The sequence below is a fragment of the Pedobacter jaeyakensis genome (genome assembly GCF_054461315.1).
The window spans coordinates 2,567,477-2,583,502 of record NZ_CM136921.1 but is presented as its reverse complement, the minus strand read 5'-3'; the positions used below and the strand labels follow the sequence as shown (position 1 = coordinate 2,583,502).

At 39.6% G+C, this 16,026-nt stretch carries 12 protein-coding genes; 6 read left to right on the top strand and 6 right to left on the bottom strand.

Features of this window, described 5'->3' with window-relative positions; all coding sequences use genetic code 11:
- Window positions 1–49 precede the first annotated feature (49 nt).
- Complete coding sequence (locus tag ACXZ1K_RS11550) at window positions 50–505, top strand: low affinity iron permease family protein (RefSeq protein WP_458969820.1); 456 nt, start codon at window positions 50–52, stop codon at window positions 503–505.
- Here the strand turns inward: ACXZ1K_RS11550 and ACXZ1K_RS11545 are convergent.
- Window positions 502–1,320 (bottom strand): hypothetical protein, encoded by an 819-nt coding sequence (locus ACXZ1K_RS11545; protein WP_458969819.1) that lies wholly within the window; start codon window positions 1,318–1,320, stop codon window positions 502–504. The two genes, ACXZ1K_RS11550 and ACXZ1K_RS11545, sit on opposite strands and share 4 nt — an antisense overlap.
- The gene (locus tag ACXZ1K_RS11540) at window positions 1,320–4,097 is read right to left on the bottom strand and encodes a carboxypeptidase-like regulatory domain-containing protein (protein ID WP_458969818.1); all 2,778 of its coding nucleotides are present in this window, start codon (window positions 4,095–4,097) and stop codon (window positions 1,320–1,322) included. Before ACXZ1K_RS11540 ends, ACXZ1K_RS11545 begins: the two co-directional genes overlap by 1 nt.
- A 176-nt stretch (window positions 4,098–4,273) precedes the next feature.
- Here ACXZ1K_RS11540 and ACXZ1K_RS11535 point away from each other — a divergent pair, with 176 nt between their 5' ends.
- Both ACXZ1K_RS11535 and ACXZ1K_RS11530 read left to right on the top strand, forming a co-directional pair.
- Window positions 4,274–5,533, top strand: coding sequence for a 6-bladed beta-propeller (locus ACXZ1K_RS11535; protein WP_458969817.1), 1,260 nt, complete (start codon window positions 4,274–4,276; stop codon window positions 5,531–5,533).
- Window positions 5,534–5,539: 6 nt separating this feature from the next.
- On the top strand, window positions 5,540–8,377 hold the full coding sequence (locus ACXZ1K_RS11530; RefSeq protein WP_458969816.1) for a hypothetical protein: 2,838 nt from the start codon (window positions 5,540–5,542) through the stop codon (window positions 8,375–8,377).
- Between the two features lies 1 nt (window position 8,378).
- Here the strand turns inward: ACXZ1K_RS11530 and mltG are convergent, their stop codons facing one another.
- The 3 genes from mltG to ACXZ1K_RS11515 all read right to left on the bottom strand — a co-directional run bounded on the left by mltG (window position 8,379) and on the right by ACXZ1K_RS11515 (window position 12,047).
- A complete protein-coding gene (mltG, locus tag ACXZ1K_RS11525; protein WP_458969815.1) occupies window positions 8,379–9,416 on the bottom strand; it encodes an endolytic transglycosylase MltG in 1,038 nt (345 codons plus the stop codon).
- A gap of 133 nt (window positions 9,417–9,549) precedes the next feature.
- On the bottom strand, window positions 9,550–10,560 hold the full coding sequence (locus ACXZ1K_RS11520; protein ID WP_458969814.1) for an ATP-binding protein: 1,011 nt from the start codon (window positions 10,558–10,560) through the stop codon (window positions 9,550–9,552).
- 161 nt (window positions 10,561–10,721) lie between these two features.
- Window positions 10,722–12,047, bottom strand: a complete 1,326-nt coding sequence (locus ACXZ1K_RS11515; protein WP_458969813.1) for a putative sensor domain DACNV-containing protein — start codon at window positions 12,045–12,047, stop codon at window positions 10,722–10,724.
- 151 nt (window positions 12,048–12,198) lie between these two features.
- Here ACXZ1K_RS11515 and ACXZ1K_RS11510 point away from each other — a divergent pair, with 151 nt between their 5' ends.
- Both ACXZ1K_RS11510 and ACXZ1K_RS11505 read left to right on the top strand, forming a co-directional pair.
- Window positions 12,199–12,720, top strand: coding sequence for a peptide-methionine (S)-S-oxide reductase (locus ACXZ1K_RS11510; RefSeq protein WP_458969812.1), 522 nt, complete (start codon window positions 12,199–12,201; stop codon window positions 12,718–12,720).
- A gap of 188 nt (window positions 12,721–12,908) precedes the next feature.
- On the top strand, window positions 12,909–13,598 hold the full coding sequence (locus ACXZ1K_RS11505; RefSeq protein ID WP_458969811.1) for an SIR2 family NAD-dependent protein deacylase: 690 nt from the start codon (window positions 12,909–12,911) through the stop codon (window positions 13,596–13,598).
- Between the two features lie 345 nt (window positions 13,599–13,943).
- Here the strand turns inward: ACXZ1K_RS11505 and ACXZ1K_RS11500 are convergent, their stop codons facing one another.
- Window positions 13,944–14,558: a hypothetical protein gene (locus tag ACXZ1K_RS11500; protein ID WP_458969810.1), complete on the bottom strand. Its 615-nt coding sequence runs from the start codon at window positions 14,556–14,558 to the stop codon at window positions 13,944–13,946.
- A gap of 490 nt (window positions 14,559–15,048) precedes the next feature.
- On the opposite strand from ACXZ1K_RS11500, the gene ACXZ1K_RS11495 reads away from it, so the two are divergent.
- Complete coding sequence (locus ACXZ1K_RS11495; protein WP_458969809.1) at window positions 15,049–16,017, top strand: DUF6266 family protein; 969 nt, start codon at window positions 15,049–15,051, stop codon at window positions 16,015–16,017.
- The last annotated feature ends 9 nt before the right edge of the window (window positions 16,018–16,026 follow it).

The following is a 16,026-nucleotide window of genomic DNA, read 5'->3' as shown; positions in this document are numbered from 1 at the left end:
AAAACATTTCGTATTCCTGTGGGTTATAGTGACATAGAAACATCATCTCATGAAACAAAATAAAGGAAGCTTATTTGAGCGCATAGCAAACAGAATTACCTGTTGGACAGGGAGCGGACCTGCGTTCGGCATTGCTGCACTTATAGTAATTGTTTGGGCACTTAGTGGTCCCGTGTTTGGTTATTCTGAAACTTGGCAACTGGTTATCAACACGGGTACTACCATTATTACGTTCTTAATGGTTTTCTTGATCCAGAAATCACAAAATAAAGACAGCAAGGCCATACAACTTAAACTGAATGAACTTATTGCAGCATCAAGACATACCAGCAACCGATTGGTAGATATAGAGGATTTGACGGAAGACGAGTTAGATGTACTTAAAAAATATTACGAAAAACTATCTGACGTTGCCGAGGAGGATGATGACATCCACAAATCTCATTCTATAGATGAGGCCGTGAAATTGGAGGCCGAGAAAGACAAGATCAGGCAGCAAGACTAATTACTTTGGTACTGAATGGTTCTTGTGGTTAGAAATGTATTCTTTTTACTTTTAGTAACCATGTTGATCCAATTGCCAAACTGATCTTTTAGGTAAGTATATTCCTTCCTTCTTTCAAAACTTCCTGAGGCATTATAACGCCAGTCAGATACCAGGTTATTATCGCTATCGTGCCAAAATTTAGAGAAATAGAGCACGTAACCGGTTAAAGCGTAAACCCGTTCACTAAATCTATTGTGTTGTAAATCATAGGTGTACGCTGCATTGAAACTCTCAGATAAAGAATCGGCTACAAAATGGCTCCTGCCGATCATGTTATTCTGATCGTCATATTTAAAGTTATCCCGAAAGATCAATTTGTTTTTGTTGTTATAGGATACGGCTTCCAGCATCTGATTTTCTTTATTATATACAAACCTGTGTAGGTAATTGACGGTACCAGAACGATATCTTTTAGCTGAGAGATTACCCTTGTCATCGTACAAATACCTGATAACGAATTCCTTCGCTGTTTCCTGCATCAGCAACTTATTCTCGTATTGGTACTTAATGGTGTCCTGAATTTTGTTGCTATCAATTGTGTCGTAGATTATGCACTGCTGCAATACGCCATTCGCATCAAATATAAAATTACGCTTGACAACCAGCGTTTTGTTTCCAAATGAGGTATCGTAGCACGTTTCCACGAACGACTTCACCTTGCCTTTTAATTTTTGACTGTTGCCATAAACTGGAAATTGAGCATATGTATTTGCTATATTGGTACACAACAAAATAACTGTAGTCAGCATTAAATAAATTACCCTCCTCTTCATCACTTCACACTAAATCTAAAAGTTTTGCGACCAACAGCCCCTGTTGAGCTGATTCCTTCTATCGTCACCCGGTAAAATCCTGTGGGTGCTTGACTAGTGAGTTCCAAATCCACCTTACCATTCTGGTCTGGATGTACATTTGAATCCCAATACAACGTATAAACCGATGATTTTAAGGTATTTGTTCCCTCGTAGCTGTATTTGGGAATGTAGAGGTTGGGTGTCTGACTGTATCCCTCTGGAATATAATAGGTAAAGTCTGGTATATAAGTATCCAGATTGTTGTAGTTACGTTTGGTAAGGATCAAAATGGCTGGCCGGCTGTTGGTTGTTAAAGAATTGATAATAGCGAGGTTAGTCCGCACTACCTCTATTCTTCCGATATCATCTGGCTGTACCACATTGTTGTCGAAAATTCCTGCAATCTCTATGGAATCGGTAACCAATCGTCCATTCAAAATCACGTTCATAGCGCTGTCTCTAAAAAAAGGATAGCTCATTACAGACTGGTATGGCTTAAAAACAATGCCGGCGGCGAGTCCGTTAAGGCAGATGCCCAGGTTTGCACATTTTTCCGGAGAATTGAGGTAAATCGTTTGATCCGAGGATCCCTCCGGAATTTGTAAACCTGCCTGACGCGCATATACAATTTTATCGCCTGCCTTCGACTGGATGCTGACTTCCTTTAGCGCCCTTGATCTTGATGCTAAAGGCAGTTCACTGTTTTCCGTAGGTAATGTGCTTTGTTCAGGATAAAACATTGGTATTGAAGCTGCGTTTCTGCTTACAGCAACAGGTTGTGGATAGGCATTAAACATGGTTACCCGGATCTTCTTGGTATTTTCTGGGTATTTGGCTTGAACAGTAAATTTTGTCCCGTTTAAAAAGTTTAAGCTATCTATAGCAAACCTGCCATCCGGACCGCTCATGACTTCTTCCATGATGCCGGCATTTAAGGATAACAGCGTCACCCTGGCATTTCCCGCAACAGAACCATTGTTATTTTTAGCGATTCCAGCTACATCCATTCCTTTAATTTCAGGCCAGAAGTGAATTTCCTTGGGTAAAGTCGAAAGGGCAAGATCTGCGACCGAAGGGGTCCGAGACCCTTTCAGAAGGGAACTAATTGCTGTTAAAGGAGTATAATCCCGGTATCCTTGAGTGAGCATCAGGTTGTCTAATGCCTCATCTGTATTGGCACTGTCTGACAAGAAATAATAGTTTGGAGATTCTATGTATCCATTTAGCTCGGGCGACAACAACAAACTGGTATAGATGGTGCTTTCGTCTTGTTCTTTAATTTGGAATTCTTCACGGGATACGGCAACAGATAAATTGGCTGAGGTATCAATTTTCCCAGCCTCTAATGCCTTGATGCTCAATTTTATTGGCTGATTGGTCGGGAAAGCATAGCCATTTACATTTGCATAATCAGCGGTCGCTTTATCTGCAGCAAAACTTAAGTCTAATTTCTTCGCATTCTTTATAAATACAATTCGTTGTGAAGCAATTTGGCCTAAGCCGGTTATTAAGCTAATTTGCGATATCCCATATGGAAAATCATTTTTGCTAAAAGCGAGTTGGCTGTTAATAGCTTTTTGAGCAACAGATTTCATAGCTATCACATAGCTACCGCTGCTGATTTTTAATTTTAGAGAATCAGTAATGGTAGCCGATACGCCATATATTTTAACATAAACACTATCATTGCCTTGTGTTACCGCCAAGGCATAACCTTGTGATTTTATTTGAGGTAACGCATATTGCCGTTGTTTAATTGGTTGATTATCTATCAATACCGAATAGGTACGACCTGTTTCAGGGGTAAAAGTAAAGCTACCCATACCGGCAAACTGGCTTTTGATTGCAGCCAGTTTTTTTCCCTGGTCATCCACCAAAGTGCCTGTAATTGCTAAACCCCTGCCATCAATACCTATTGCTTTAAATCCTACTTTACTGGGCCGACCGTAGATCAGACTTCCACCTTCAGGTAGGAACTGAACATCTATATCTTTTAAAGGCGCGTTGATCGAGAATGATTTACTAATGCCCTGTTGATTCTTGAATACGGTTGAGGTTTCCAGATAGGTAGAAACAGCCGTGTTACTGGATTTAGCGGGAATATTGACAATCAACATTCCTTCAGCGTCTGTCTTTGTGCTGCCTTTAACCGCAGTTTCATGATTGGCCATTAGGCTATACCCTACCTGGGTATTCGCCATTTTAGTGCCATCTGGATTGGTAAATTTAATTTTTGTGCTTAACGATGAAACCCCTTCAGTAGTTTTGTAATCATAACTTGGAGTTGCGGCAAGCTCTTTAGTATAAGGGTTAAACAGGAGTATCGTTTTATCGAAGAAATAATCGTCAGAGAAATTACGCATCCATTTGGTATAGGCACGAAGCCTGATTAATCCCTCCTCCATATCGCCGGTAATGGCAAAATTTCCATAGACGGTACCATTTACGATTTCAAGTTTCAGATTCTTCTGTATGGAATCTTTTTCGTTAATCAGGTCTATATATAGCACTTTGCTCAATGCGCTTTTTTGTTGCATGGTGCCAGTGGTGATATATCCTTTAAACCAAATGGTATCTCCTATAGCATAGGAAGACCTGTCGGTATGTAAATGCACGCATTCGTTTAGTGCAACCTGCTGCGCGAAGACACTTGGCGATATGGCCAACGCTAAACCCAAAACAAGGACAAAAATGCCAATGATTTTGGTGATATGGCATCGAAGTAATGGTATTTTAAAAAGCGATCTTGGGGGCATTTAAAATATTTGGCTTAACGAATTGTTGTTGTTTAATGATATGTTGCTGTAATCTTAAACATATACGCAGTGACCAAAGATAAAGGTTTGAAATGTTAAATTTTCTTAAATAAGTGTGCCTTATTCGTTGCAAAAGACGGAAATGAATATCTTTAGAGAACCAAATGATTAACCTTATGTTTAAAAATGCTCTCCGCAGTTTAGTTATCTGCGCTCTTTTTTCAGGCCAAATTATGGCCCAGGCCAGCAAAGTTGACAGTACCGGAATGGTCACGCTCCGGATTGATCCCAGCAGCGCCCGTGGTGCAAGTGTATCTCAATTCTTTGATGAAGTAAATTTTATTCCCCTGGAAACCACTAAAGAAAGTCTTTTTGGCTCGATCAATACGCTAAAAATTGCTGAAGAGAATTATGTGATCTATGATTGGGAAACCAAAGCGGTTTTGATTTTTAGCAAAGCAGGTAAGTTTGTGGGTAAGATTAATGCCAGTAAGATTGAGAAAGATCCTAAAGTTAAAGATCAGAGCTTCTATGACTTTAACATCATAAAGGAAGATGGTAAAACCTTGATACAGATTGCTGCAGGTAAACAAATCTATTATTTTGATCTAACCGCAAAGCTGGTTAAGAAAGTTCCGATTGTCACGAAAAAAGATGATGAGATAGATTATACCAACTATAAAAAGTTTAGTGATGGTACAGTGATCGATCAGGATTTCCTGGAGAAAAATGATAAAGATAGCATCTACTATAATTTGAGCATACTGAAAGACGGCAAGCGCGTAGAGAGCTATTTCCCCTACCGTACTGCTGATCATAAAGGTGATGAGCGCTGGCATGGTGGCCGGGTCTATGATTACGGCAATCCGGATGAGTATTTGTTCGTAAAAAATTTCTATTACAACATTTACAAATTAACTGCTAAAAAATTGTCCCTGGCTTATCGAATCTTGTTTCCGGCTTCAAACTCGCTGCCGATGGATTACGACACCAACCCGATTTATAAAGGGAAGGGTTTCGATTATTATGAAAAAAACAGGGATGTTTTTTTTGAACTGACAAACAGTTACCTGCATTACAACAATCTCTATTTCCAGGTACGGAACTGGAACTGGAGCAGGGATGAGAAAAAGGCTTTTATTTACAATTTGAAAACGACTGAACTCACTTCTGTCGCAGATATCGAACCAGATTCTACTTCCCAGTTTTTGCCGGTTACAGATTTGGCCTCGCAATACGATTTCACCAATAAAGGATTCCATATCGTTACTCCTGAATATTTCTACACCAGCTATTCTTCGTTAACGCTTTTTACCGCGAAAGAACAGAACGAAGATAAAAACAGGAAATATAATGCCGTATTAACGGAGTATTTTAAAACACAAAACAAGAAAAGTAACCCGATAATTATCCAATTGAAACCAAAAAAATTCTAACGCTCCATGTTCAAATTAACTTCATTAACGCTGGCATTTCTGCTCAGTATAACTTGTCTTACGCTTAAAGCGCAACAAGGCGCAGCTGTAAATCCCGGAACTGCTAAAGGGATAGTAAGGGATACTGCTCAAAATTACGTACTAAAATCGGCCACAGTCTCTGTTTACAAAGCGTCCGACAGCACATTGTTAAGCTATCAGGTAACCAACAATTATGGGGAATTTAGCTTTAAAAATTTGCCGGTAAATGTGTTGCTCAGACTGGATGTCAATAACGTTGGCTATGCTACATCAAGAAAAACATTCACCATTCCTGCGGATAAGAATACCATAGACCTCCATACCATCATTGCAAATAGACAAGACATCACGCTTGAGGATGTGGTCATTACTGTGCCTCCAATTACCATGAATGGTGATACGCTTGAATTTAACGCTTCCGCTTTTAAATTGGACAGCAATGCGGTAGTAGAGGATTTATTAAGGCAAATACCGAACATCACCCTGTGGGGTGACGGACAGATCACTGTGAATGGACGGGAAGTAAAAAGTTTACTGGTAAATGGAAAATCGTTTTTTGGTGGTGATATGAAACTGGCAACTCAAAATCTGGCTAAAAATGCGGTTTCGAAAATACAGGTATATAATAAAGCCAGAAACCAGCAAAGTACCAATCCGGCAGATTCTACGCTGGAAATGAACATCAAGCTTAAAAAAGGGAAAGATGTTGGCTTCTTCGGAAAAATAGGCGCCGGATACGGTACAGACGGGCGTTTTGAAACGGATGCCAGCATCAACATGTTTACACCGAAAATGCAGCTTGCTGTTGTGGGTGCCATTAATAATATCAACAAAATTGCCGACAATACGGGCGACCTCCAGTCTAACAGTACATTCAAGGGAGTTGGAACGAATGTGGAGTACCAGCCTGATTTCAGGGCAGAGGGCATAACCCGACCCAGCGCACTTGGGGCGAATTTTACCTACAATTTTATAGAAAAGCCTACCTGGGAACTTAAAAATACACTCAAATCCAACTATTTTTTACAGGATAAGAATACCAATTACTTAGCTGATGTAAAGACAACAACGTCAGTAAACAGTACTGACAAAGTAATTGAAAACAGCAGCACCAACAATCAATCTTCCAACACTACACAGCGCTTTGATTCCAATTACGAATATTCCAAAAAGGGACACAATTTGAATTTCTCGCAGGAGGTAAACTTTAATCAAGGTGACAATGTCAATCAAACTTTTAGAAGGGCTACCAATATACAGGATGTACTGACCAGTACAAACAATTCCATGAATACCGGGAACTACAATAATAAGAGTTTTAGATTCGGCGGGAGCTATCGCTATTCCCCTTATATCATCACACAAGACACGCGTTTTAGAGGCTTAGACGCCGATTATAGTTTAAACGCCTATAATAATGAAAGTGAGCGTTTAAATTTGACTGAGTTCAGGTCTTTTACGGGAACAGCGGCAAATCAAAAATTTAACAGGAAGTACAATACATTTACTGATGGATTTAAACAGGAGCTTAATGTTAGCTTAAGGGATGTGAAAGGCTTAATTTTTGGCAACAAAAAATTCTCACGTACCAATTTCGATGTAACCAACAGGTTATTGCTGAACTCCGATAAGAACGACAACAGGGTGCAGGATTTGGATACGATAAATAACGTGTACCGAACCAATGCGTATTTGAATAACAAAGTGACCACCAATGTAATTGAAGAGACGCCTGGGTTGAGAATATCCAGAGGTTTTTCTAAAAGCATGTCTAACAGGTACTATAAGAATCTGGATATCAGTTTTCAACCAAAAGCATTGCTAATTTATCAGGATACCAAATCTGACAGGTCGTTCCAAAACATCAGTCGCAGTTATGCACAATTTGCTCCTGATGCAAATATTAGTTATTATAACAATCAGTACGGGGAGACTTCCAGACAGTATGAATTAAACTACCGGACCACCATAAGGATACCGGACATTAATCAGCTTGCGCCGTTGACCGATAGTACTGATATTTTTAATCTAAGAAGAGGAAACGTTAATCTGAAAGAAGCGGTGCAGCGCGAATTGTCGTTCAGTTTCTATAGCTATGATCAACATGGCAAAAATACGCTCAACTATAACCTTACGCTTAGGGCAGGTTTGATTGCCAATAACATTGTCGACAGCTTGTTGATTGATGAGCAGAACAGACGCACCGTGTATTTGGTGAATGCAGATGGGAATAAATACCTAAATGGTGAAGGAAATATCCGTAAGACCTACAAGCTTAAAACTTCAGAATTTCAGTTTGGTCTATATGGTAACTTTAACACCGGAAGAAATCCGGGGTACACCAATAACGTGTTTAGCTATTCCACTAATTTAAATACTTACACTAGAGGTAGTGTAAATTATACCTACAAGAGCTATTTGGCTGTTGCGCTTAGTCAGGATTGGACCACCTACAAATCTAAACAAGAGGCATTTAATACGCAATACAGCGGTAAGAATGTTGGAACAACCCTGACGGCCAGCTATAACATCACCAAGAAGCTTACGCTCAACAGCAACATCAGTAACAATACGAGTACCTCTTCTAATGCGAAAGACATTGTCTATACGATATGGAATGCAAATGTGGTTTACCGGTTCCTTAAAGGCAATAATGCGGAGGTTAAGTTTGCAGCGCTGGATTTATTGAGACAGAATACAAGCGTAATTAACTATGGCGATGCCAATAGCTTTACCATAGGTACGCAGAACGTACTGAAACAATATTTTATGACTACTTTATCCTACTATCCAAGACAGTTTGGCAAGAAAGCAAAGAAATAAGTTATTTTCTTTGCTTAGACAACCAGGCTTGATAGGCAGCTTTACCACGTTCAAATTCTGCAGCAGTTGCATAAAATTGATGCGATTTATCAGTTTTCTCCACATTTAAAACGTAGTAAATATAATTTGTACTTGCAGGATGAAGCGCGGCTTTGATAGAGCTTTCAGAAACGGATGAAATTGGGCCCGGAGGTAAACCCACAACCTTTCTGGTGTTGTAAGGAGAATTTGATTCCAGGTCGCTTTTGTTGATGACTCCATCCCATCGATTTTCCATCTTTGCGATGTAAACAGCGGTCTGATCTATTCCGAGGGGCATTCCCTTGTTGATACGGTTATAGATGACTGAGGCGATGATAGGGCGCTCCTCATCCAATCGCGATTCCGTCTCTATAAGGGAAGCAATGGTAATGATTTGGTGGGGCGACTTTTTCAATTTAACCGATTGATCTGCATATTCCGGCGTCCAAACCTTCTTAAACTCTCCCACCATTTTTTCAATGATGGCCTTTGTGCTCACCTCACGTGGGAAGTCGTAAGTATTCGGATACATATATCCTTCCAAATTTTTGGCTTCAGGTGCGATATCTTTAATAAGTGAAACATCATCCATAAGCTTCAATACCTCATCTTCCCCTGCAGGTTGATTTTGAGGGAATTTCTCGGCAATCCTTTTGGCGATATCAAAACGGGTAAAACCTTCCGGTATGGTCAACTGCACTGTTCTTAGTCGACCTTTACTGAGCTCCTCCAACACTTTAAGAGGTGAAATTGGCGAGCTAAACTGGTATTCTCCAGCTTGCATGTCTTTACCCCGTCCGGTAATTTTAAGATATATTTTTAGTGGAATTTGATTGGAAATAATGCCCTCAGCATTTAACTTATCGAGAATTTGTATCTGGGATGAGCCATGTGGAATTTGAATGTATTGGTTGCTCTTATTGTGCGCAATTGCTGTATTTAAGGAACTATAAACCCAGTATGAGAAAAGGATGATTGCAAGAATCACCAAAACAAATAAAACTTTAAAAACCTTCATTGGATAAGCTCAGTTTGAATTTTATGACGTCGAATTAATATCGGCTCTAAGATATTACAAGTTTTTTTATTCTTACCATCATTTATGCACAGTGTGCGGTGGCTCATTAATAAGGGCCGTGCACATCGCCTGATTACTTCCTGCTTAATAAAATAGAAAAAGTAGATCCCTTGCCTTCAGTACTGCTGAAAGTTAGCTCGCCACCAATATGTTTTAATGAAGATTTAACATATTGCAATCCTAACCCGCTTGACAGCTCGCCCTCCGTTCCAATTTTACTCAATTTAGCAGGATCGTTTAGAACTTGATGTTGCTTTTCATATGGAATACCTATGCCGTTATCACGAATTTCTATGGTGCACAGGTCCCTGTCTACCCCAACAAAAACGGTAATTGTACCCCCTTTTGGCGTGAATTTTATGGCATTAGAGAGCAGGTTCTGGATGGAACGTTTGAAAATAGTGGTCTGCACAGTATAAAGAAAATCTTCCTTTGTCAGGTCGTAAACAAAATCAATATCCTTTGCGAATGCCCTTCCCTTCATTTCTTCCGCGGATTCTTCAACGAATGACGGCACATTAACTTCTTCCAGTTCAAAATTTTGTTTTAAACTTTCATCAGACTGTAAATCATCCAAGATGTGGAGTGAATGGTCGGTTACATGAGTAGAAAGCTCAATCAATTCTACATTTTCTTTTTTTGTGATATTGTGGGACAAAAGTGTGTTCAGTCCACTAATGTTATTTATACTTGTACGCAGATCATGAACCATATTCCGGTATACCCTGTTCTGCTTATTTACTTTATTGACCAACCCTAGCGCAATGTCGTGCTGAAAAACCACGCCCAGGAAATTGTCCGCTTCATACACGGGTAAACAATCTGTACCAAATGTAGCCATCGATACCAATGCATCCTCCACATTATCCTTAGGAGACAGCTGGGGTTTGGTGGTTAGCACATCACGTATCACTGTTTGATTCGGGACACACAGATCAGCATAACTAAGGATTCCAACTACATTCTCCTTTTCGTCCTGAACTACAAAACAACTTCCGCATTGTAGTTTCTCATAAACCTCAGTAACTGGCGCATCAATAAATATTCTTGGAATATCTCGTTTAACGTATTTTAATACTTTCATACAAATGAGCTAGTGAATGTAATATTTTCGTTGCATAACAGCAATACAGCAGAACTGTTTTGACAGTGTTAACAAAATGAATAAGTTTTAAAGTTTAATCCCGCCCAATAATAAACAAAAAATAGAATTACTGGCAACATTAATTTAAAAGTTAAAGCGATTTAATACTTCCACTTACTTTGGTGTTTATCTTTTACATATTGCTGAATCTTAATGTTTTCCCACATAATTAGCTTGTCATCAATCTTAGTGAATACCCTAATTTCTCCGTCCTGAGAGATGACCAACCCCAGCGACCTCGGATGGTTCCAGCAATACGCAATCATTGACCTGTGCCTGGTTCCGTAGTGCTTGGGATCTGCAGGGTTTAATGATTTTGCTGTTGCTGTTGCAGTACCGGATCGGTAGATTTTCTTAGGCATGCGCTTGGAACGAAGTACCGCTCCGAATCCACTGGAGATCATATTCTCATCAAATAAGACTACCCCATCTACACAGGTTTGAGAAGCGATAAAGCTAATGGCGCCACTGATCTCGTCTGCCGTACCCTTTTTCAGCTTAAGCGCTGCTGATCCAGACAGGTATAATTCTTTACTAACAAAGGGTTTCCTGGATTTGAGATTCGCGGCAGTCTTTTTTTCCAGTACATAATGATCAACAGATGCCTTGGCATGGGCGATCATGGCCAATGTTAATCTCTGGTAATGGATTTTATATTTAATATCCAGATCTGTATCATCTTGGTGGATTAAAATGGCACCCCCATGCTGGTAGCTCTGAATTTTGAGCAATAAGCGGGAAAAGGTTTGTATCCACAGGTTGTCCAGAAACTCCTGCCAGTCCAGAAAGGCTTCTTCAGGATGACTAAGTGCCAGGTATTCTTTTAAAGCCGATTTCAAAAAATCTGCATTACTTTTAAGGATTTTAGAAATGGGGCCGATAGTTAGTACGTCCAGGTAACGCTGCACTAACGTATCTTGTTTAAGGGTGGCCAATAGTTCATAATTAAACAAGACGTTTAATGTTCCGATATCGTTCACGGACACCTGAAATAAGCCTGGTTGCTCTGAATCCGTATCAGACTCATAATTGAGAAAGTTCTGATAATGCATCGCCTGATCTATCATCCCCCATATATATAACTCTTCACCCTGGTAATAGATGGCCAATGTTGTACTGCATGGATCAGCAGCCTTGGAGAGTTTGGCCAGCGCCTTGGTCGTCATAGGGATCGGTTGTTCAAAACTTACACAGCTCCAGCGCTCGGCCACCGGCTTTTTAGGTGGAAAGGGATCCGGGTTAGCTGGATCAATCAACGTAACCGTAACTTTTACCAGGTCGCTTTCTTCCTTGCACATACTCACATAGAAGAGGCAAATCAACAGTTTTTCCAAAATAAAAATCTCTGGTACCGGAAACTTGCTCTTGGTGAGTTTCAGCTTGTTCTGTAACAGGACAGCCAAATCCTGTGGTCTCGCATTTTTCAAAATTATCCCTTATTTATCGAAAAACATACGAGGCCGCAAATCGTTTTAATCCAAGGCAATGTTTTTTGATTGACCAAAGACTTGATCACAACGAGGGTAATGGTAAAACTTTTGGCCTGCTAAATTGTTAAAGCAAAATAATTGTTTAAAAATGGAGGAGATTGGTTTTGGCGGTAGCTGCCATTGGTGTACCGAAGCGATATTTCTATCACTGAAGGGAGTAATTGAGGTGCAACAAGGCTGGATGACCTCATCAGACAGCCCATCAACATTTTCTGAAGCGGTATTGGTTCGTTTTGATCCTTTAGTGATTTCATTAGAAACACTGATCACTATACATCTGCATACCCACAGCTGCACCTCTTCGCATAGCATGCGAAATAAATACCGCTCTGCGATTTATACTTTTGGACCGAGACAACAGGTTTATGCAAATGCCAGTTTACAATTGCTGCAAAAGGATTTTACTGAACCGATAATTACTGAAGTTGTAGAATTTGAAGGTTTTAAACTGAATAAACCTGAATACTTGAATTATTACTATCGGGACCCCGAAAAACCGTTTTGCCAAAACATTGTAAATCCGAAGCTACAGCAACTATTAAAGGATTTCTCGGAAAATGTCGATCAGGAAAAGCTCCAACATTTAGCAGCACAGCCAATAAGCTTTTAGATCATTTTTTATCCGGTGTATTTCTTTGTCGCGTTAGTCAAGTCCTTTGCTTTATATAGCAGCTGGATGAAGATCAAAGACAGATAATGAGTTAGCTATTTGTAATTTTAGAAATATTTTAAAGTATCTTTCAAACCACATCGGTGATGGACAGAAAACCTTTATAATGCATAAAACGAATTGGGCAAATGAAAAATATAGTTGTACTTACTGGAGCCGGCATAAGTGCTGAAAGCGGACTCAAGACTTTCCGGGATGCAGACGGACTATGGGAGGGTTACAAAATTGAGGATGTGGCGACACCAGAGGCTTGGGAAAAAGATGCGGTTTTGGTACAAAAATTTTATAACGAACGGCGAAAATCTGTGTTGGAAGCAACGCCAAATCCTGCTCATTTTGCGCTGGCAAAACTCGAAGAGCAGTACAATGTCCAGATCATCACACAAAATGTTGACGATCTGCACGAGCGTGCCGGCTCTAATCATGTATTACACCTTCATGGTATCATTACCAGATCCCAGTCTGATGTGGATGCAAATCTAACCTACCCCATTACGGGTTGGGAATTGAAGTTCACAGATTTGTGCGAACACGGCATACCGCTGAGACCTCATGTTGTATGGTTTGGTGAAGCCGTACCAAATATGATTCCCGCCATGGAACGCTGTGCTACGGCCGATATCATGATCATAATAGGCACCAGTCTGCAGGTATACCCAGCTGCAAACTTGACACAATATGTTCCGAAAAAGTGTATAAAATATATTGTAGATCTTAAAGTCCCAAGCATCGGATCAGATATAATTGCGATTGAACAACCCGCATCACTGGGAGTACCGCAGTTGGTTAATGAACTTTTAGCCACTGCTGGAGTTTAAGTAAACGAAAATCACTCACTTGATTTATCATTAAATTATGACTCTAATCTCAGAAAGCAGTAACATTTAGCCGCTTATTGCATCGCTGTTTGTTATTCAGGCTATAAAACATTTATTAGAGGCTAACACATACGTTAATGGAAATTTCATTCTTAAGCTTCTCCCCAAATTCTCTCCGATCTCATTTACTACAATGATAATTCGGTATCACTATCAATACATTAGCACTATAGCCAATCGGTAGATTAACTTATATAAAGCCGGATAACAACTTATTATAGATATAAATCTATTGTCGGAATTATTTGAAATAGTAAAACCCGGACTAGCCGGGCTTTACTTGATTTATGGGCACTTAAGCTTTGGAAAAGATACATACTCGCTAGAATTCCAAGTCAATATAGTTTTAAACTTCGTGAGATCTGTGCGACAAAAATAATAGTAAGTGGGTTTATATTTTGTTGGAAATACTTTTTCCATTACATTACGTACCCCACCCTCATCGTCGAAAAGCAAATTGTATTTTCGTAGAATTGTTAATGTTTCCTCAGTAAGTGCATTGTCCTTATCTCGCCATATAAAGAGCTTTTCTCCGACTTGCAGAGCTCTTGTGGGGAGTATTGGATTGTTCGCCAAGCCCAACTTACTAACCGGATATTGATAACACTCAACCTTTATTGAGACAAAAATTCCATCAAACGTTTCCACAGGAATAGAAAAATGTACACCATTACTGTCCGGTTCCTTCTGAAGCTCATATCTCGCCAAATTATCGTTGACCGCTACCCAGAATACTTTCGCTTTCGAAGATATTTTACTATTACTCACAAATTCATGAATTGCTTTATTTGCAGCAGCAAGCCTGATTGACGACTGAGCAACAGCTAAATTAACCAAACCTAAGGTCACAACAAACGTCAATAAGCAAATCACGTTTTGAAATATTTTTTCACTTTTCATTAATGTCCTATTCTTTTATCTGGATCAAATACTTGCTTATTAAAATTTTCGACATCGTTAGAAAAAGTAAAGCAATCAGCAGAAGCATTAGCGCGCGACAAGAGTTACGATACTTATTTGGTTGGTTCATTTGCTATCTAAAATACTGAAGATTATTGATTTGGCATAACCAAGTCGGAATTTATAATAAACCCAGCAGTAAGACATGCTAATTAGTCTCACAATAATTCCCATTATTTATATATAAAATACCATATAACTACTATATAAGTATTATTTATACATATGTTATTATTATGATTAACATATCCTTGCGTTATCTATTAGGATATCTCAATGATATGCTAACTATATTTCAATGATATATCAAGGATAATTCAACCTACTATTTATATAATAATTTTTTAGTAGTTACTTGGTTTATATTTTGTAATCCTACTCTTGACAAATTCATTTTGTTCCATTAGTTTTGTTTCTCAATTAACTTATTATGGGTGTTTTAACGAATGGCCCTCATGGTGCAATAACCGGCAGGGTAGATAATTTAGTGTACTACGTACTCAATGGAAAAAACGTAGTTAGAAAGATCGGGAAGAGCTATAAAGAGCCTACCCTGCCACAACTTCGTGCAAGGGAAATCACCAAGCTCTCCTCAGAATTCTTTAGCCGCATGCTGGATTTTATCAACGTTGGTTTTGGCATAGCAGCCCTGGGAACTGATAAAAACGCATTCAATCTTGCAGTTAAGGAAAATAGGCCTCAAATGTTCAAGGGTGAATATCCCAATCTGGAAGTAGATTACTCCAGGTTGGTAGTCAGCAGTGGCTTTTTAAAACCTGGTGAAGAATTGAGTTCATCCGCATCTGCAGAAGGTATTTCATTCAACTGGAAAACAGATCCGAAGATGCCATGGGCAGAATCTACTGATCAGGTGATGTTGCTTGCTTATTTCCCTGAGCAGGACAAAGTAGTTTACAAGCTTTTCGGAAACAGCCGTATTTTAGGTAATGATAGTTTGGCATTGAAGCCCAGTTTGTTAGGTAAATACGCAGAGACCTATGTTTGTTTCGTATCGGCCGACAGGAAGCAGATTTCCGATAGTATCTATACAGGAAGTGTGAACAAGCCGGTTGTAGAGGAGGCCCAGAAAACACGAGCCGCTGATGATCATTTGCAAACAGAGGTAGCTGGGAACGATGATCCGGCTAACCGGACAATGAGCAGCAAACAGAAAACAGCAACAGCAGCAGCCACAGCAGCGGAAAGTAAACCGCAATCACCTTCATACAAGCACATTAAAGGTAAAAGAAAGCCAATAAATAGCCGACTGACGCCTCAGGGGGATATTCAGAAAGCACCGCCAAAGGATGATCAACAAAAAGCACCACCAAAGGATGATCAACAAAAAGTACCTCCATTGGATGACCAGCAGGCACCAGGAGCAGATACCGGAACTTAGTTATTGAAT